We start from the raw sequence: 20,588 nt of genomic DNA on the forward strand, positions 1-20,588 counted from the left end.
AGACCACTGTTTTTGTCCTCCTTTTTCTTTTTTACCTGTTTTAGAATGAAAACGGATGAAATATGGTTTTGAATTCTAAACGAAATAAGATTGTTGATTTGATATTGACTTATTTGAAAGGAGAGTTGAGAGCGAATCAGGCGGAAGAGTTGACGAAATGGCTCCGAGAGAGTGAGGAGAATCGATTATTATTCGATCGATTGACGGACGTGATGTATGTACAAAAGGAGATGAGGGAGTTTCGACGTTATGATTCGAAAGAAGATTGGGAGAAAGTGGAGAGACGAATCGGTTTCTCTTGCCGGAGGCCGAAGTTTCGTTTTTGGAGATATGTTGCTATGATTATTGTTTTGATGTGTGTGGGTGGCATCGTTTTTTATTTGCAGGAAAGGGGGAATCCCGTGATCGAAAACGCTGGGCTACCTCTTTCTGTTCTTCCGGGATCTTCAAAAGCCGTATTGGTATTGGAGAACGGAGAGGTGGTACCTCTTACGGCAGAATATGATTCTGTATGTAAGGAGTTGAAAGGGGAGAGTTTTGTCAATGACGGAAAAAGGCTGCTCTACATCGACACTCTCGTAACCGAAGAGGCGAAATGGCATACACTGAAAGTTCCCCGTGGCGGAGAGTACATGTTGTGTATGGCAGACGGAACAAAAGTGATTTTGAATGCAGATTCGAAAATCCGCTATCCGGATCGTTTTACGGGAGACCAACGTTTGGTCGAGTTAGAGGGTGAAGCTTTTTTTGAAGTTCGAAAAGACAGTCTAAAACCTTTTATCGTGCAAACGAATCGGTTGAAAGTACTGGTTTTAGGGACTGTTTTTAATTTGAAAGCTTATCCGGATGAGTTACAACAAACGACGCTTGTAGAGGGAAAGGTACGGATTAATGCGGGGGATGAGGAAGTGGAATTACGACCGGGCGATCGGGCGACCTGCTGGGATGAAAAATTGAGGGTGGAGCAGGTAGACGTACGTTCTTGTATAGCATGGGTAGAGCGACGTTTCGTTTTTGAAAACGAATTTTTACCGTCGGTATTGAAAAAATTGGAACGTTGGTATGATATTCGAATATCTATTGAGGATGCTTCCTTACAAGAGATCCGATTTACGGGTAATCTGTCGAAACACGAGAGTATCGATAGGGTTTTAGAGATATTGGAATTAACCGCTCGACTACGTTTTGAGTGGAACGGAAGAACTTTGATTGTTCGAAAAGAGTGAAACAAAACAGGAAAGTGGGCAAACACTTTCCTGTTAATTGATAACAGTCATGTGATAACATGACTATTGTTAACTATAAAACGTTACAAATTTATGAAAAAAATCGAGATGTTGACACGATTAAGTATAAGCGTGTCATACAAAAAAAAAGTATGGTACAAGCGAGTCTTTCTTTACCTTTTGGTTTTGGGATTTATCTCAGTTGCCGAGAGAGCTGCAGCACAAGTACGTTTAAGTATGGAGATGAAGAATACGACATTGAAGGCCGTATTTAAAGAGATTACTCGTCAAACGGGATACGAGTTCGTGTATAGCAACAATGAAATAGAGAGGGTGGGAAAGGTAGACGTGGTTTCTAAAGATCGGAAAGTGGAAGAGGTGTTGGCCGATTGTTTGAAAGGAACCGAGTTGTGGTATAAGATTGAAGATAAGATCGTGATTATCTCTCCTAAATTGCAGAAACAAGAAAAAAAGAGTATTAAATCAAAAGTAGTAAAAGGAAGGGTGGCGGATCAAAAAGGTTTGTCTTTACCGGGAGTAACGGTCGTTATAAAAGGGACTCATTTGGGGCAGGCAACCGATTCGAGCGGTTTTTTTTCCCTGTTGATTCCGGATACGACCCGGGCGGAACTTGTGTTTTCTTTTGTAGGGATGGAGATGCGGGTCATTCCTTTTGAAGACATACCTAAAACGGGAGAGTGGGTAGTTAAGATGAAGGAGAACCGGGAGAACTTATCGGAAGTGGTCGTGACCGGTATGTTTAATCGTCGTAAGGAGGGATTTACCGGATCAGCTGTTACCGTGAAAGGTGAGGAGTTGAAAAAGATCAGTACGACCAATATAGCGAAAGCCTTAGCGGCAATAGATCCGAGTTTTCGGATCATGGAAGATATCGAAAACGGATCCAATCCGAATCGTTTGCCCGATTTGCGGATGCGGGGACAAGCTACTTTGCCGGGCGGTAACGCCGGGGCTTCCGCCAATATGGTCACTTTGCAGGGAGAATACGCCACTTATCCCAATCAACCCTTATTGATTATGGACGGTTTCGAAATCGATTTACAGACGATGGTGGATTTGGATCCGGACCGGGTGGAGTCTATCACGTTGTTGAAAGATGCGGCAGCAACGGCTATTTACGGGTCGAAAGCCGCTAACGGTGTAATCGTGATTGAAACCAAAATCCCGAAGGAAGGTCGTCTTTGGGTCACGTATGGTGGAAATGTTCGAATAGAAACACCGGATTTATCTGATTATCATTTGATGAATGCCGCTGAAAAGTTAGAAGCCGAACGTCTGGCCGGATTTTATAAAGATAACGGAAGTACCGATAATTTTGCATTGGTTCTGTATCAGGAAAAGATGAGAGAGGTCAAACGAGGAGTGAATACGTATTGGTTGGATAAACCCTTGAGAACGGCTATTCAGCATAGACACTCCTTAACTCTGGAAGGAGGAGACAGGACTTTACGGTATAAGTTGTACGTGGGGGTAAATTATACGCCCGGTGTGATGAAAGGATCCAAGCGAAACACGATGACTGGAACCTTGGATTTACAGTATCGTTTTCAAAAAATAGTATTGAAAAATAGTATTACCGTCAATAATTCGCTCGGGGATGAATCTCCTTGGGGAGATTTCAGCGAGTACGCTAAATTGAATCCTTATTTACGTCCTTACGGAGAGAATGGGGAGATATTAAAGCGATTGGATCGTTTCGACGGATTGGTTCGGGGTACGACGGCAATACTGGATTATGCCAATCCCATGTATAATACCACTTTTCGTACGAAAAACAGAACGACAAGCTTCGGCGTGCGCAATTTGTTTAAAATAGAGTACAATCCTCTGGAGAGTGTTCGTTTGGAAGGGAGTTTTTCTTTGTCCAAGAATAATGGAAAAACGGATGTTTTCCGACCGGCACAACACACGGCATTTATTGGGGTGGCGGATCCCGAACAGAGGGGGGACTTTCGTCGTACGCAACGGGAGGATTTCAGCTACGCTTTGGATATCACCGGAAGTTATAATAAATTGTTGGGCATGGTCCATTACCTTACCGGAAATGTTCGTATGTCCGTACAAGAGACTCGAAGTAGTAATTATGGCGCTTATGTGACCGGATTCCCGAATGATAATATGGATGATATTTTATTCGGTAAAAAGTATAACGAGAAGATGACCGGAATGGAGAATACCTCTCGTCTGATCGGTTGGGTTGCGACTTTAGGATATTCTTACGATTATAGATACTCCGTTGATTTTAATATTCGGGCCGACGGTTCTTCTCAATTCGGTAAGGATAATCGATTTGCACCATTTTGGTCGGCAGGAATGCGTTGGGATGTCAAGAAGGAACATTTTATGTCCGGTTTCCGTTTTATTTCCGATTTTGTATTGAGAGGATCGTACGGGGTTACGGGAACACAGGGATTTGCACCTTATCAATCAAGAGAATTGTATACTTATGGAGGGTTACTGAAACCTTATTTGGCCTCCGACGGAACAGGGGCCGAGTTGGTTGCCATGCCGAACGAAAGATTGAAATGGCAACAGACAGATACTTGGAATGTAGCTTTGGAATTAGGATTGCTTGATGGACGAATTACTGCCCGGGTGGAGTATTTCCGTAAGTTGACCAAGAATTCGTTAACGGATATAACTATTGCTCCTTCACTCGGATTTGCTTCTTATCCTGAAAATATGGGATCGATAGAAAACAAGGGAGTGGAATTGAATATCTCTTTTATTCCTTACCGGGATGTGGAAAAAGCTGCTTACTGGATTATTTCTCTCAATGGTTCGCACAACAAAGATAAGTTGAAAAAGATTTCGGAGGCTTTGCGAAACGTCAATTCGGTAAATGCCGATAAGTTGGATGCTTCTCCACTTCCTCATTATGAAGAAGGAGAGTCTATAAATCGGATTTGGGTAGTAAAATCTTTGGGGATCGATCCGGCCACGGGAGAGGAAATCTTCTTTAGACGAAACGGGAATACAACCGGAATATGGGACCCCGTGGATTTGTTAGCCTTTGGAAATACGGAGCCGAAGTGGCAGGGAAATATCAATTCTTCGTTTACGTATAAAGGATTTGGAGTAAACATGAGTTTTGCCTATAAATTCGGAGGACAGATGTATAATCAGACTCTAGTGGATAAGGTGGAGAATGCGGACTTAATGTTTAATGCGGATAAACGGGTGTTGGATTTAAGATGGCAGAAGTGGGGGGATCGGGTAAGGTATAAAAAAATCTCGTCGGATGAAAAAGGTGCACAGACAAAGGCCAGTTCTCGTTTTGTTATGGATGAGAATACGCTTCAGATGACTTCTCTTTCTTTCAGTTACCGAATGGATAAAAACAATGCCAAATATATTGAGCGTTGGGGGATGAGTTCCGTGAACCTGACTTTTAACATGGAAGATTTGTTTTATCTCTCCTCCATCAAGCAAGAACGAGGATTGAAATATCCGTTTGCCCGTCAGTTTTCGTTTGCGTTGAATATTGCATTTTAATTAAAAATTGAGGAATATGAAAAAAATATACATAATTGTCCTTGTGGCTTTCGGGATAATATCTTGTTCCGATTGGTTGGATGTGCAGCCGAAAACGGCTATTCCGGGAGATAAGTTGTTCGAATCAGAAGCCGGATTTAAGGATGTATTGACTGGTTTTTATTTGAAAATGGAATCTGAGAATTTGTACGCGAAAGAGTTGACTTACGGGTACTTGGAATTACTTTCCGGTAATTACGATAATTATCCGGGATTTAAAAGTCTGGATAAAACGCAAATGTACGAATATGACGGACTTTATCTGGATCTTAAGAATAGGATCTATTTGGAAATGTATAATATTATTGCCAATATCAATAATTTCCTGAAATATTTGGAAAAAAATCGTTCCGTAGTCAAAACAAAACATTACTACGAGATGATGAAAGGGGAGGCTCTGGGGTTACGAGCATTCTTACACTTTGATTTATTACGTCTCTTCGGGCCGGTTTATAGTGCCAATTCGTCGGAAAAAACAATTCCTTATCGGAACACTTTTGACGATGTAGCTACTTCACGTTTAACGGCAGACCAAGTGATTACTTCTGTTTTAGCTGATTTGGAGGAAGCGTATACCTTACTGGAACAACACGATCCCCGGAATTTCGGATATCCTGATCTTCTGAATTCGAATTACAATGCTTTTGAAAACCAGAGGCAATTGCGAATGAATGTGTATGCGGTAAAAGCCCTAATGGCAAGAGTATATTGCTATAGAGGAGACGAGGCAAGTCGGGAGAAAGCAGTGCAATGTGCCCAAGAGGTCATTGCTGCTCCTCATTTTAAATTATGTACTTCTAATACCACGCTTGTATTATACGAAGAACATATTTTCGGATTGAACGTGTACGAGCTTAACAAGTTGATAGATACTTATTTTAGTGACAACGAGCTTTCCGGATTTGTATGGGATCATACTTTTATTCTGGAGGAAAATTTTAATTCTCTGTATGATTTCTTGGCTGGAGGAGCAACCGATTTTAGAGCCCAGAGTAAAGCGTTTAAGTCTGTTATGATGAATGGTAAGGTGTATAAATACTGTCGTAAATACAATCAGTCCGGTTACGCGGATGAGTATTCCGGTAAAAATATCGTTCCCTTGATTCGATTATCGGAAATGTACTATATCATAGCAGAATGCGAAAGTGATAAAGCTAAAAGTGCCGAAGCTCTGAATAATGTACGCTGGAAACGAGGTATCTCTTATACGGACGAGATCCTGCCGGATGATAGTTATGATCTTCCGGACACTCGTTCTGGGTACGATCCCACTCAAACCGTTCGGATAAATGAAATCATGAAGGAGTATCGAAAAGATTTTTATGCGGAAGGTCAGTTGTTTTATTTTTATAAACACCGGGATTATAAAACATTTGCCGGATGTCCGATAAGTGATGTCCGAGGGAAATACCAATGGACTGTACCGGATAACGAAATTATTTTTGGTAATAACAAATAAGTGCAAATACGATGAAAAGATATAGATTTTTACTGTTGATTTTGCTGATGGCCTGTTTATATGTGGGGTGCAACGAGAATGAAATTGCCCTTTATAATGGGGATAATAGTGTGAATTTTTATTCCACTAAGATCGCTTATACCTTTCGGGATACGGATTATGTGAGGGGACGAGAGTGGGTTGATTTAACGTTAGAGGTGGAAATACAGGGGGAAGTAAAAGAACCCAAAGATTTTTGTCTGAAAACGGATGAAAATAACAGTTACACGGATAAGGCCAATGTGGCTGCTGAAAATAAATATACGTATACGGCTCTGGATACCACGATACAAGGGGTCACGATACGAGTAGAACGTCCTAAGAATGTGACAACAGAAGAGCCCTGTCGTGCAGATTTGGTCTTTGATCTTACCAATTCTTTCCATCAATTTGCACCGGGGCGAGAGGATAAACGTTCGTGTAAAGTAGAGGTCTCCTATAAAATAAAGCCTAGCGATGATTGGGGATGGTATTTTTGGGGACGCTATTCGGATGGAAAATATTTTTTTATGATGGATATTTTTCAGAAGGTACACAAAGATATTCCCATGACTATTCTGGAACGGGATAAATTGAGAGCGGCTTATGCCGAATATAGAAAAACGAATCCACCTATATTGGATGATGATGGTAGCGAGATTGTTTTTGAATTGCAAATGTGATGAAATTAAAAAGGTAGGTTATGAAAAAATTGAAAAATGGATTATTCCTGTTGGGAATTTTGCTCTTGGCATGGGGGTGTTATGACGATAAGGGTTCATATGATTATCATAATATCAATGAAGTGGCAATCGATTTACCCGCATCCGTGGGTACCCGATTGTTGAAAAATGATTCGGTCTTGCTTGAACTCGATCCTAAATTGACTCAGACACAAGCGAATGATGAGACAAACCTGACTTTTAAATGGGAGATAAAAGAGCCGCAAGGCGGTTGGAAACTATGCGGAGATGAAAAGGCGTGTCGTATTTGGTTACAACCGGAGGATGTGAGTGCTTTTACTGTACGTTTGACCTTAACCGACAATAGTTCCGATGGTACGGTTTGGTATAAGATGGTGAATGTGACACCGATTCCTCCCTATAACAGATGTTGGTTTGTGTTGCAGGAGGTAAACGGGCAAAGTGTTTTGGGAGCTGTGGATGGAATGGGTGAGCATGCAGTTGTTATTCCCGATGTTTACGAAACGGATATGGGTAAAAAATTGTCGTTGCAAGGGACACCGAAAGCATTGATAAATAATATCAAATACGGGGATGCTTGGGGCGGATATTATAGTCCGGCCAAACCTGTCGTTATTTTGATGACAGACCGGGATGCAGTCGTACTGAACTCTTCCACTTTTGCAGTTGAATACACGCTCGAAGATATGTTGTACGGTAAGAAGTTGGCCGGGGATACGGATTTTGCTCCCGAGTTTATCTATTCTAAAACTCAATCGGCAGGTGAGATGATAATCGATCGGGGCGAACTCTATCATGCTACAGCCGATGGTTATTCCGTGTATTATCCGACGGTTTTGACTCAGGGGAATAAAACGGATTTTCGAGCCAAAATAGCGTGTGCTTCTGACGAGTATTTTGTTATTTACGATGAATTACATCATCGGTTTTTGGGTTTTGACGGAGGTTTGTCTTCCTCGTTGGCTGATTATGATCAGTATCTTAGATTATCCGGATCTCCAAATTATTATGTCTCCGGTTATACATTTAAATTGGAGTTGATTCCCGAGAAAGAGGAGAGTGTCAACCTTTTTGATCCCAATAATATCGGAGACGATAAAGTGATGCTGGATATGGGGATTACAGCCCAACGATCGGATGCTTACGGGAAAATAGTATCAATTTTGTATAGTCGGACAGATCATATGTTACATGTTTACGAAATCAATGCTGACGCCGTAAGAGATCCAAAAACACCCTGGTGTTCCGGCAAATTTAAAGTACCTTTACCTGCCGGAGTGGACTATCGTGATCTTTGTTTTACTACCTCGTATCTTTACGATCGACTATTTTTTATGGCTGCCGAGAATAAGATTTACAAGGTGGATTTGAATAGAGTCGTTCCCGAAACAAGTGTAATCTATGAACATTCCGATCCTGCCGTGAAAATTAAACGATTGAAATTCCGTTTGAACTATTATGCCCATTATGTATGGAACGAAGATTGGTTATCCTATATTGCGGAGGGGCTTCCCTATCTCTTGGGTGCGGCCTTGGATTATGGTGGCGATCAAGGTGGTTTGGTTGAGATGAAGTTGAATGCTTCCGGGGATGTTTTGCGGGGTGAAAATAGTTTGGAATTCAAGGGTTTCGGAAAAATTGTGGATATTGGATCTAATATTAAATAATTCGATAAAAATTGATATGAAAGAAGCTGTCTAACTTTTGTGAATCAGAACTTTATATGGCTTTTCTGTTGTTCTGAAGGTCGTTCAATAAGCACTTATTGAACGACCTTCTTATGGTAAATATTAATCTTCTAATTGTCCGAACTTACCTGCGTTTAGGTCTTTGTATGCTTTCATGATCTCATCTTTGGTATTCATTAGGAAAGGGCCGTAGGATACGATGGGTTCCTTGATGGGTTCTCCGCTTAATACCAATAAAATAGAGTTTTCCATGGCTTTTAACGTGATCGCTTCTCCTTCGTTCCGGAATAAGATAAAATGATCCGTAGGTGCCGTCTCTTTTTCATTTATTCGAACTGTTCCTTCGATAACGAGTATACCGGTGTTATAGTATTCTGGCAATATCACTTTGATTGTTGTTTCCGCCTTTAAACGGATATTGTACATTTCGATGGGGGTGAAAGTACGGGCGATGCCTTTTGTTCCTTCGTAAGTTCCTGCAATGACCTCGACCTCTCCTTTGTTTTGTGGTAACAGGTATTTGGGTATTTCTTTATTGGCAATGGATTGGTAGCCGGGAGTACTCATTTTGTCTTTGGCCGGAAGATTGATCCAGAGCTGAACTACTTGAAAGGCTCCTCCTTTTCGGCTGAACCCTGCTTCGTGGTATTCTTTATGCAATACGCCGGATGCTGCCGTCATCCATTGAATATCTCCTTCTCCGATGACCCCGTGGTTACCTTTACTATCATGATGTGCTACCTTGCCGTGATAAACTATCGTTACGGTTTCGAATCCCCGATGCGGGTGTACGCCTACTCCTCTGGGAGTATCCTTGGGAGGAAATTCGATTTTGGCGTTATAATCCAATAAATAGAACGGACTCATTCTATTGGGGGCCATATCGTAACCGTGAGGAAAAAAGTTGTGGACCCGGAAACCATCCCCGACCATGTGAGATGGAGGTGGAGGTAAAATTTGTTGTATTGCTTTTGTTTGCATAAGTGTTTTTATTGATTAAACGGGAATCGGAAACCGAATGTTTAAAATCTTCAATTTATTTTGCTGATGCGAGCGGGGTAGAAGAGAATTGATAATAAATGTTGAATTGTGCTATAATTATCTTATCTTTGTGTAGGAACAACTAAATTATCAATTATGAAACGATTATGGATTATAGCTGTAATGCTCTTGTTAATGGGTGGAATCAGTTGGGTGTTCGCGCAAGAAAAAGAGACTTTGGTAAAAGTCGGGGATAGGGTTCCCTCTTTTGAGGTAAAGATGTTTGATGGAACGGAAATAAAAATCGATGATCTGAAAGGCAAAGTGGTATTGATCAATTTTTGGGCTACCTGGTGCCCTCCTTGTCAGGCTGAACTGAAACGGGTTCAAAAAGAGATTATCGACCGCTTCAAGGGAAAAGATTTTGTTTTTCTTCCGATATCCAGGGAAGATAGCTATGAACAGATAAAAAAATTTCGGGAAAAGAACGGTTATACGTTTCCCATGGGTATGGATACCGACCGGAAGATTTTTGAGAAATTTGCCACTTCTTCCATTCCCCGTAATTACATCGTCGGGAAAGACGGGAAAATTGTTTACTTGGAAATCGGTTATGATGAAGCTTCTTTCAAGACATTGATCGAAAAAATAGAACAGTTATTGAAATAACTTTAAATGTTGCGGAAGTGTTCAACTATTATGGTAACGAAATCGAAACAGGTCGTGTGATGTTGTTGCGCTTGTCGTTGGGTAAAATATTTAGAGTAGTGTCGTATTTACTTGCCTGTTGTCGTTTTTCTCCGAGTGGATATGGCATGGAAACCATGCCCAGAATAGACTTCCCTCGTTTATTTTAGAAGTAACTCCGATTTTTCCGTTATAGGCATCGACGATAGCCTTGCAAATAGCCATACCGAGTCCTGTGCCCTGGGCGAATTTGTTGAATTTTTCGAATCGTTCGAATACTTTGTCGATGTTGTTCTTTGCTATGCCGCAACCGGTATCTTTAACAAATAATTTGACGCCTCCGTCACGGGCTGCAAACCCCATTTCTATACATCCCCTCTCCGTGAATTTTGCTGCATTGGTAAGAAAATTCGTTATGATTTGTGCAACCCGCAGTCGATCTAAGCAGACGATGCACTTTGATGTCGGTTTGGTCCAAATCAGCTGTACGCCATGTTTAAGTTTAGGCCGGATCATGACCTCTTGTTCCGAGAAGAGTTCGATCAAATCGAATTCGCAATCGGTACGACTGATATAGCCTGCTTCGATTTTTGACAGGTCGAGAATATCATTGATTAAGTTGAGTAGGTGTTCGCAACTCGAGTCTATGATTCGTTGATACTCGAGTCGTTCTTCCGGAGATTCGGCCGTTTGTATGAGTTGAGAGAAGCCTACGATGGCATTTAACGGAGTACGTATTTCGTGGCTCATATTGGCTAAAAAAGCAGATTTTAGTGCATCCGATTGCTCCGCTTTCTTTTTGGCCCGGGCTAACTCTTCCTGCTGCCGAACCTCTTCGGTTATGAGCCTGTTAATACCTAATATTTGGTGGTCCCCGCTTTGAGGGTCCTTTATTTTTTGTCCGATAATATGGTTCCATTCGTACCGGCCGGATCGTAGTGTCAATATTTTGCAGTTTATCTCTTGGATTTTCCCGTGGGCCAGATCGTTGAATTCCTGTTTGGTTCGCATCCGGTGGTCGGGATGTACGAATGTGTTGATGTATTCTTCGAATGTTATTCTTTTGTCGAAGAAAAGAGCCTCCTTGCTGCTTGAATAGAGTAGTCCGTTGGATAAATTCCACATCCAGGGAATGATTTTCCCGATGACGAAAGAGAATTCCAGAAGAGTTTTGGTGTATTCTATCTCCTGTCGGTTTTTTATTTGTTCGGTGATATCGTCTATACGAAGTACGATACCTTCTATTTCCTCTGCTTCATTGAGGATCGGGTTGGCTGTTATTTCGACCGATAACCCTTTCGGGGAAGTGTAAGTATGGTATTGTATTTTGCGGGAATTTATGGCTTGGCGGATAGGGCATTCCATGCAAAACAGATCTTTTTTATGAGCGGTAAATTTGTTGCAATGCGTTCCTATCCGGAAATGATTTACGATTTGTGGGTCGGAAAAAACTTTCGATACATTTTCCCAAAGAATCTCATAGTCAGTAGTCATGTAAACGAATCCGGAATTCGCATTGTTTAGGATCAGTTTGTTTTGCTTGATCAGGGAGGCTCGACTGTCCTCGTAAAAAAGTTTTTGGGTAGCGTCTTTTTGAGAGCCGATGATGATGGATACTTTACCGTTTGGAGTGCGTCGGTAAGGTATGGCGTGTATGTTCAAATCTATTTTTTTATTGGATAGATCCCGGATTTTTAACGTGAATTTCTGAAATTCACGACCGTGTTCGATGATCTGATCGAAAGCATCGATCAGTAAATGACGGTAGTCCGGTTCTACACGTAGAAGCAACTCTTCGAATTTCATTTGTCGACCGATGACCGTGTTATTGTGGATGGAGGATATCGTCTTTTTTTCCACATCATAAGTCCATGACGATAAGCCTCCGGCAATTAATGCGCCGTGTAATTCTTGGTTGTGCGTTTGTGTTTCTCTCTCTTTTTCTATATTAATGAGTTTTGAGATGTCGCGAATCTGGATCGCTATTCGTTTATCCGGGATTCTGGAGACTATTATTTCTATGTCTCTGTCATGAAGATTGTCTTCGAAATGGATCGTTTTACCTGTTTTAAGGACGGAATCGAAAATAGTGTCGATTTGACAACAAAGTTTTTGATAGGGAAAGGTCGGATCTTTACAGTAGTAATGAAGAGATTTGCCTGTGATCTTGTATAGATGATCGGCTATCGTTTTTTGAGAAGGGACGTTGTAGATGCGAATGATGTATTTGTTTTTATCCAACAGAATAATGGTTTGGGGCACGGAACCGATCATTGAACGATATAGCTCAAGTTCTTGCTCTATGGTTGTCGTTTCGGAATTTTCGTATAATGCTTCCATCGTCGGTAGAAGTTTCTGTTGTATTTCATTTTAGATATAATCCAATTTGTTTTCAATTCTCTTGTTAAATCGATTATCTATGTGTTTTCCACCTCGGCATGTCTTAAAGAGAAAGATGCAATAATCATGCATTTGTCTCCATTATGTGCAAAATTAATAATAAAATTGACATGTTGCTAATAATATGGATATAAAATGAAATAAAATGGAATTATGTTTTCCTGGGGATTGCCATTCGATGTTTTTATTCGTTTCGTTGTTTGTAAAAAAATAACTTCTTCGTTTTCTGCGAAGAAGTTATTTCTTAATATTACTCTTACCTTTATAGGGTTATTTAACTAAATTGGCATCTATCCGATTATCGCCTTTGTCTTCATACCAGTCTGTGTTTGTGGAGCCTCCCGATTGGGCCCATTTGGCAAAATTGGGGTAAGCTTTTAAAAAATCTGTGTTTTCATAGGCATGTGGTATGTCTGCCGGAATGCTTAATCCCCATATCAGATTGGTTTTGGAATAGTAGTATTTATTCGGATCGATATTATTGCTGTTGGCCACTAAGTTGTCATAGACGGATTGTCCTAACAGCGAAGGGGCGAATCCTCCCAAGTGTATTTCTCTTTCCGTGTTGGCAATAAAGAAATCGAATTTATCGAATGTCACGTCTTCGATAGCGATCGAATTTCTGAATTGAACAAAATAGGCAACTGTAACCCAGTCGCTTTCCGGCATTTCGTAACCCCGTTCCGTGTTCAGATATATTGCTCCCTGGGGTTTTTTGTCATTCTTTTTGATGTTTTTAAAAATAAAAGTGGCAGGAGTGTGAACACTATTTCCGGGATTGAGTTGTACCATTTCTGCCGTTGCGGCAGCGTTATGACTGCTGTAAGGGGTGATTTCATCGATCTCTCCTCCCTTTACCCCCGTTAACGTGAGGTAAAAGTCATTAGGAATAGAGCCGCCTACGGCTTTCACTCGAATACCGATCAGCATGCTGTTCACTTTATTTTTGTTTTGCATGTAAAGTTGTATTTTGTAATTGGCTACTAGATCGTTAAAATCATAGTCTCCGTATCCCGGCCATAAATCCTCGAACATTAATGTACCCCAACCGTTATTTCGTGCAGGATAATATATAGTCCCCACGTTTTGTTGAGGAGTACGCGCTATTGCTCTTTGAAGATTGAAGATTTCGGTTTGGGGCGCAACATACTCTTTGCTGTCTTCGGGGATCGTGTAGGACAAGGTTGTCCCCGCCGGAATTAATTCCACTGTTTTAAAGCTCCCGTCCTTCGTTTCGTATTTTACATACACTTTTTTCGTGGAGGTCGGAAGGTTTAGATATACGTTATCGGTTTCGCGACCGACGATAAAAGTGGCAAAAGATGCCTCTTCTTTTGTAAGCGATACTTCGACTTTCGTATCCTGTTGGGCCGTAAAGTTACAGGCTATGTTGGCAGAAGTTTTCCAATCGAAATTAGATGGTATGTTTAATTTCGTAACTTTCTCCGGCGTATTAGTACTCGGAGAACTTTCTTTTACGCATGAGTAGAAAAAAGTCATGCCCACTAACAAGAAAGAGAATAAGATGATTCGTTTCATTGGTGTGATGTTTAATATTTCTGGTTTGTGGTAAAGGTATGATATTATTTATAACTAAACAAATAAATATATTATAAATACATCTATATAGATATATTTATGTTTATTTATGAAGTTTAATCTTCCTTTTTCTGTCAGGTAGGCTCCGCCGATAATCAGAACGAAACCCAAGACGGTCGTTGCGGGCACCGCTTCATTAAGGATGTAAAAAGGAGGTCGTTAACACGTTGAGGGGGCTTAAATAAAGGTAGTGGCTGGGCGGGTACTTCTTAACTCTTTTACGGCAGGATTCCAAAGTATGAAACAGATGAAAGGGGAGGTTATTCCTAAAAAGAAGCATGCCCCGTACGGATGGGGATAAAAGTATTTGGATGTTGAAATGCAAAGGGGTAAAAAAGAATACGGGTTGAAATGTCATTCACCCGTGGATGAATACTTTTCGGGTAATGAAAGGGGGACGTAATGGATGATAAAGCGTACGGTGATGTTTATTATGCATATAATATGAATATTCAGTAATAAAGTTACAAAGATATGAGAATCGAAAAGTTTTGATTTTTGGGGGAGAAAAGTGTGTTAAAATAGTGGAAAAGAGATGAGTGTGGTGTTTATATCTCAGATTATCAGCAAGTTGTTAAAAGGTGCGTGAAGAAGATGCGTCTTTTTCTTGTTAATTTATCGTTAAAATGACGAGAAGAGTATCGTAATGTGGAATCTTAATGTAATTTTATCGCATATTTATTAAAATTTGTTTGTATGAAAAAATGGATTGTATTATTTGTGGCTGCATTGTTTGTTGTGCCCTTTGCCAATGACAGCTATGCTGCATCACGCAAAAAGAAAAAAAACAAGAACAAAACCGAAGAGGTAGCTCCGAAAAAGAAGGAGACACCCTATGAGAAGTTAATGAAAAAACCGGGACGCGAGACTGCCGAGGGTAAATTCTTGACTTTACACAAAATCGATGGTAAATTGTATGTAGAATTACCGTTAAAGTACATTGGACGCGATATGTTGATTGCTTCTACCACGGCAGAATCCAGTAATTCTGAGATCGCTACCGTCGGTTATAAACCGAACGATCCGTTGCATGTTAAATTCAATAAGATCGACAGTACGATCGTTCTTCAAGAAGTGAATGCCATAACTGAAGGTGATCCTCAGTTGAAATTGGCTTTGGAAAGGAATTATATGGATCCTTTCATGAAGAAATACAAAATCGAGGCTTACAATGCGGATAGTACGGCGGTGATGATCGATATGACGACCATGTTTACCGCAAGTGAACCGGCTCTTAGCCCGATGTCCAGTTATTACGGCTTTTTGAATGTGGTTTCTACTTTGAAGCCGGATCTGTCTATTTTGGGTAAGATCAAAGCTTTTGAAGATAATGTTTCCATCGAGTCTTATATGACTTATTCCTATAAATTGCAGTTCTGGATGTTCATTTTCGGAAGCGGAGAGGTGACTGCTAAAGTTAACCGGACCATTCTTTTGTTACCGGAAGAACAAATGAAACCGCGTATCGCTGATAGCCGTGTCGGAATCTTCCTGACAGGTAAACAAAACATCACGATGGAAGAAGACGGTATTCAGAATTATACGTTAGCTAATCGTTGGCGTTTGGAACCCAAAGATATGCAGGCTTGGGAACGCGGAGAACTGGTAGAACCCGTTAAACCTATCGTGTGGTACGTGGACGATGCTTTCCCGGAAGAGTGGAAAGAACCTTTGAAAAAATCCGTGTTGGTTTGGAATCAGGCTTTTGAAAAAATCGGTTTCAAAAATGCCATGCAGGTATACGATTTCCCGAAAGACGATCCTAATTTTGATCCGGACAATTTGAAATATTCCTGTATCCGTTACGTGCCGATAGAGGTTGCAAATGCTATGGGCCCCTCTTGGGTTGATCCGAGAACAGGTGAAATTATCAACGCTACCGTACTGGTGTACAATGATGTCGTTAAATTGATCAATAACTGGCGTTTTGTTCAGACAGCTCAGATCGATCCTTCTGTTCGGACGAAAAAAATGCCGAAAGAGATTATGGATGAGTCTCTTACCTATGTGTTTGCTCACGAAATCGGACATACTTTAGGTTTGATGCACAATATGGCAGCTTCTAATGCTTTCCCGGTAGACTCTTTACGTTCTGTTTCTTTCACTCAGAAGTACGGAACCACTCCCTCTATCATGGATTATGCCCGTTTCAACTATGTGGCTCAACCGAATGACAAGGGAGTTAGATTGACTCCTCCTGATATGGGTATTTACGATTTGTATGCTATCAAATGGTTGTATTCTCCGATTCCCGGAAATAAATCGGTAAAAGAAGAAGCCAAGGTATTGGAAAGCTGGGTTGACGAAAAAGCCGGAGACCCGATGTATCGTTACGGAAGACAACAAATTTTCAGCCGTTACGATCCGAGTGCGTTGGAAGAAGATTTAGGCGACGATGCTATGAAAGCCGGTGATTACGGAATCAAGAATTTGAAATATATTTTGAAAAACTTGAATAACTGGATTACTGATGATCCTTCAACCGCTCATCGTCAGGATTTGTATATGAGTATTGTCAATCAGTACTTCCGTTATTTGAACAATGCATTGGTGAATGTCGGCGGTATCTACTTGTCTGACGTGAAAGACGGAACTCCCGGAAAACGTTATCAGGCCGTACCGAAAGAGGTTCAAAAGAAAGCGATGAATTGGGCTATCAAACAAGTTCGTAACAGCGATTGGTTGAATGACAAAGAGTTGACATCCAAATTCCCCTTGGCTTTGAATATGTCTATTACTTTGAGAGCTGCTGTCGCTAAGAAATTATTCGGATTGAATAAGAACGTGATGGTATCTTCTCATGTGGCTGACAAAGCTTATTCTTTGAAAGAGTTCTATGACGATTTGTATGCCGGAATTTGGGAACCGACGATCCAAGGTCGTAAATTAACTGAAGGCGATAAATTGTTGCAGAGAAATCTGGCCGCAGAAGTCGTAGCCTCTGTTAACAAAGTAGTAGGAAAGAAGAGCGGCGGATTATTCGGATTGCAGGGTGAAAACCTCGAACTCGACGCCTATGCTCCTTCTGTAGACGAGATCGTTGCTTACGGATTGGATGAGTCGGGAGCTGTTGCTCGTTTCCAAAAACGTTTACGTCATATCGAAAGCGAGTACGGCGCCGGATGTGTTGCCGCTCAGATGCAAAAAAATCAATTCGGTGATGTATACGGATACGGATGGCAACGTGAGGTTCGCATCGACAATATCGATGAGACCGGGGCTTACAATACGGCTTTGATGGAAAAAATGATCTCTTTGCTTAAGAGTAGAATTCCGTCAGCTAATGCTGCCGACAAAGCTCATTATCAATCAATTCTTTTGTCTTTGGAAGCTGTGAAAAAATAAGATAATCGAATGTTTTATAAAAACGTGTTGGGGAGACTCAACACGTTTTTTTTTGATCTGTCTCCATTTCATGGCATCGGCAAATAAGATGTTGCCCTTGTGTTCCTTTGTCCGAAAGGGTTACTTTATTTTCTCCTTCCGAAAATTCGTATTCGCCTAATAATGCCCATCCCGAATCCTTTAAAATGTCGCTGCTGATTTCCCGATTTGGAATGTTCATGTATTGGTAAAATAGTAAAAGATTTCTGGAAAATATCCATTATATTTGCTTTATAAACTCCTGAAAAGATGAAACTATTTATTATCGGACTGGTTATGTCCCTGTTTTTTACTTGTTGTAAGCATCCGCATTTTATTTCGGATCGGGATTATAGAGCGGAGGTCCGGCATGATTTCGACCGTAAAAGAGATTTACTGACAAAGTCTACGGAGAATCTATTGGAAATTTTTGATACCCCCATGAATTGGGAAGAACGGGAAGCGATGGAGTTTTTGTATGCCTATTCTCCGTTGGTGGATATCTCCATGCAAAGCGGTGCGTTCTTTCTAAAAAATGTCAGGGCTTCGCTTCGGGCTAAAGAGGAGATGCCCTGGGGAAAAGAGATTCCGGAGGTGATTTTTCGTCATTTTGTTCTTCCGGTTAGAGGGGGAAAGGAGGCATTGGATTCTTCCCGCGTTGTTTTTTACAGGGAGTTAAAGGATAGGGTAAGAGGTTGTAAATCCATGGAAGAAGCGGCTTTAGAGGTCAATCACTGGTGTCACGAGAAAGTGGTTTACAGACCGACGGATGCACGTACTTTTTCTCCTTTGGCAACCGTGAGTACGGCTTACGGACGTTGCGGAGAAGAGTCGGTATTCACGTTAGCGGCTTTAAGGGCTGTAGCTATTCCTGCCCGGCAGATTTATACACCCCGTTGGGCGCATTGTGACGATAACCACGCCTGGATAGAGGTATGGGTGGACGGTGAGTGGAAGTACTTGGGGGCTTGTGAACCCGAGCCCCGGTTGAATATGGCCTGGTTTACCGTTCCGGTACAGCGGGCTGTTTACGTAGAGGCTGATGTGTTCGGGCGTTACGAGGGAGACGAAGAGGTGGTGTATGCCACGAGGAACAGTACCGGGATTAACGTGACGTCCCATTATACGAAAGTCGTTCCGACGGTGGTTCAAGTTGTTGATTCTTTACAACAACCTGTTGCCGGAGCAAAAGTGGAGTATAGATTGTTTAATTACGGGGAGTATTATCCGGTAGCGACTTTATATTCGGATAAAGATGGAAAATCCCGTTTGACTTTGGGATTGGGTGATCTGATCGTTTGGGTTTCCAAGGGAGAAAAATACGGCTTTGGCAAGTATGATGTAAAGGAGGGGGATACCCTTCGGATCGTCTTGAATAAGGATTCGGATAGTCGATACGCGGAAGAGTATGTTTTGGTGCCACCGGTCGCCGAACCTGTCGATGCTATTGCCAACAGTGATGAGCGAGCCTTGAATGACAAGAGATTTACCCGGGAAGATTCGATCCGGAATGCTTATGTCGCTTCCTTTATGCAGGAAGGGGAAGCCGAAAAGATCGCGAAGGATTTAGGAGTAGATCCGGAACGATTCGTCCGATTCGTAAAAATAAGCCGGGGAAACTACGCGGAAACGGTACGTTTTCTCCGGGAGATATCCCCGGAAAAGAGAGGGATGGCTATGGCATTGTTAAGCGTCGTGCCGGAAAAGGATTTGCAGGATACTCCGGCCCGGGTATGGACGGATCATTTGAATTCGGCATGGAAGTACAGGGAAACCCCGATGTTTAAAGAGTATGTTTTGAATCCCCGAATCAGGAACGAATTTCTGACGGCTTATCGTTCGTTGTTGACCGATTATTTGTCGAAAAAGCGGATCTCTTCCGTGTCCGATTTGACGGAGGAGATAGATCGTATCTGTTTGGTAGATTCTATCTATCCGGCAAAAATCATTACTCCTCCGGAAGGAGTTTTGCGAACAGGTTTTACGGATTCCCGTTCGAGAGATGTTTTTTTTGTTGCGGCTTGCCGCTCTTTGGGGATTCCGGCTCGGATCGATCCGATTTCGGGAAGACCGGAATATTATGAGAACGGAAACTGGAAATCGATCCCGGTTGTCGCTTCGAATATCGCCGGTCCCAAAGGGAGGTTGATGATACGTTACAAGGGAGATGAGGTAAAGGATCCCCATTATTTTTTGAATTTCACGATCGCCCAATTGAAAGATCGGGCAGTGCGGACCGTGGATTTGGGAAGTAATGCCGCGGTGGACATGGGAGCCGGAGCTTCTTTAAAAAGCATATTTGCAAAGCCGGTAACTTTAGAGGAGGGGAGCTATCTTTTGATCACGGGTAATCGCAGAAGTGACGGTGCCGTGTTGTCCGGTATGACTTCGTTTCGAGTAAGGACCGACGAAATAACGGTTATGGACATGCGTATCGTTCCGTGTAAGGAAACAAGCCGGATCGTGGGGTATATCGATCCCGATTTGGTTTACGGGTCGGGAAAAGACGGCGGGCGGGAATTTTTAAGTTGGCCTTCGACGGGCTATACTGCTTTGGCTTTGATAGAAGCGGATAAAGAGCCGACCAATCACCTGTTGCGGGATATTAGCGGCATGAAAAGTGATTTTGAAGAGTTGGGGATACCGATGACATTTATTTTCCGAAATAAGGAACAATGGGAAAAATTTGATCGCTCTGTTTTTCGTCCTTTCCCGACTATACTGAGTTTCGGTTATGACATCGAGGGCAGGATACGGAGTGCATGGGAAAAGACATTGGAGTTAAAAACGGGGCAATTGCCCTGTGTCGTTGTTGCGAACCGGAAAGGGGAAGTGATCTTCGTGTCCCGGGGATATAGGGTGGGATTGGGTACTCAGTTATTCAAAATGATGCAGCTGGAATGAGGAT

Annotated in this window: 11 protein-coding genes; 8 read left to right on the plus strand and 3 right to left on the minus strand. The window is 41.8% G+C overall.

The window, feature by feature from the left end:
• Positions 1 to 62 precede the first annotated feature (62 nt).
• The 5 genes from NVS78_RS06620 (at position 63) to NVS78_RS06640 (ending at position 8,629) form a co-directional block, all read left to right on the plus strand.
• Positions 63 to 1,226, plus strand: a complete 1,164-nt coding sequence (locus tag NVS78_RS06620; protein WP_286358487.1) for a FecR family protein — start codon at positions 63 to 65, stop codon at positions 1,224 to 1,226.
• A gap of 108 nt (positions 1,227 to 1,334) precedes the next feature.
• A complete protein-coding gene (locus NVS78_RS06625) occupies positions 1,335 to 4,742 on the plus strand; it encodes a SusC/RagA family TonB-linked outer membrane protein (protein ID WP_434802132.1) in 3,408 nt (1,135 codons plus the stop codon).
• Positions 4,743 to 4,758: 16 nt separating this feature from the next.
• Entirely contained in the window at positions 4,759 to 6,240 is a 1,482-nt protein-coding gene (locus NVS78_RS06630; RefSeq protein WP_286358489.1) for a RagB/SusD family nutrient uptake outer membrane protein, read from the plus strand.
• An 11-nt stretch (positions 6,241 to 6,251) separates the two neighbouring features.
• Complete coding sequence (locus NVS78_RS06635; protein ID WP_286358490.1) at positions 6,252 to 6,941, plus strand: DUF4843 domain-containing protein; 690 nt, start codon at positions 6,252 to 6,254, stop codon at positions 6,939 to 6,941.
• 20 nt (positions 6,942 to 6,961) lie between these two features.
• A complete protein-coding gene (locus tag NVS78_RS06640) occupies positions 6,962 to 8,629 on the plus strand; it encodes a PKD-like family lipoprotein (RefSeq protein WP_286358491.1) in 1,668 nt (555 codons plus the stop codon).
• A gap of 123 nt (positions 8,630 to 8,752) precedes the next feature.
• Here NVS78_RS06640 and NVS78_RS06645 read toward each other — a convergent pair whose 3' ends face one another.
• Positions 8,753 to 9,631 carry a pirin family protein gene (locus NVS78_RS06645; RefSeq protein WP_286358492.1) on the minus strand — a complete coding sequence of 293 codons (879 nt, stop codon included), beginning with the start codon at positions 9,629 to 9,631 and terminating at the stop codon, positions 8,753 to 8,755.
• A 156-nt stretch (positions 9,632 to 9,787) separates the two neighbouring features.
• Between NVS78_RS06645 and NVS78_RS06650 the strand changes: the two genes are divergently transcribed.
• Entirely contained in the window at positions 9,788 to 10,300 is a 513-nt protein-coding gene (locus NVS78_RS06650) for a TlpA family protein disulfide reductase (RefSeq protein ID WP_286358493.1), read from the plus strand.
• 90 nt (positions 10,301 to 10,390) lie between these two features.
• On the opposite strand, the gene NVS78_RS06655 is transcribed toward NVS78_RS06650, so the two are convergent.
• Together NVS78_RS06655 and NVS78_RS06660 are read right to left on the minus strand one after the other, a co-directional pair.
• On the minus strand, positions 10,391 to 12,658 hold the full coding sequence (locus NVS78_RS06655) for a sensor histidine kinase (RefSeq protein ID WP_286358494.1): 2,268 nt from the start codon (positions 12,656 to 12,658) through the stop codon (positions 10,391 to 10,393).
• A gap of 330 nt (positions 12,659 to 12,988) precedes the next feature.
• On the minus strand, positions 12,989 to 14,257 hold the full coding sequence (locus NVS78_RS06660) for an LruC domain-containing protein (protein ID WP_286358495.1): 1,269 nt from the start codon (positions 14,255 to 14,257) through the stop codon (positions 12,989 to 12,991).
• Between the two features lie 756 nt (positions 14,258 to 15,013).
• On the opposite strand from NVS78_RS06660, the gene NVS78_RS06665 reads away from it, so the two are divergent.
• Together NVS78_RS06665 and NVS78_RS06670 are read left to right on the plus strand one after the other, a co-directional pair.
• A complete protein-coding gene (locus tag NVS78_RS06665; protein ID WP_286358496.1) occupies positions 15,014 to 17,662 on the plus strand; it encodes a zinc-dependent metalloprotease in 2,649 nt (882 codons plus the stop codon).
• Positions 17,663 to 17,950: 288 nt separating this feature from the next.
• Positions 17,951 to 20,584, plus strand: coding sequence for a transglutaminase domain-containing protein (locus NVS78_RS06670; RefSeq protein ID WP_286358497.1), 2,634 nt, complete (start codon positions 17,951 to 17,953; stop codon positions 20,582 to 20,584).
• Positions 20,585 to 20,588: the final 4 nt, after the last annotated feature.

It is taken from the genome of Gabonibacter chumensis, assembly GCF_024741215.1.
GTDB classification, from domain to species: Bacteria; Bacteroidota; Bacteroidia; order Bacteroidales; family Marinifilaceae; genus Gabonibacter; species Gabonibacter massiliensis.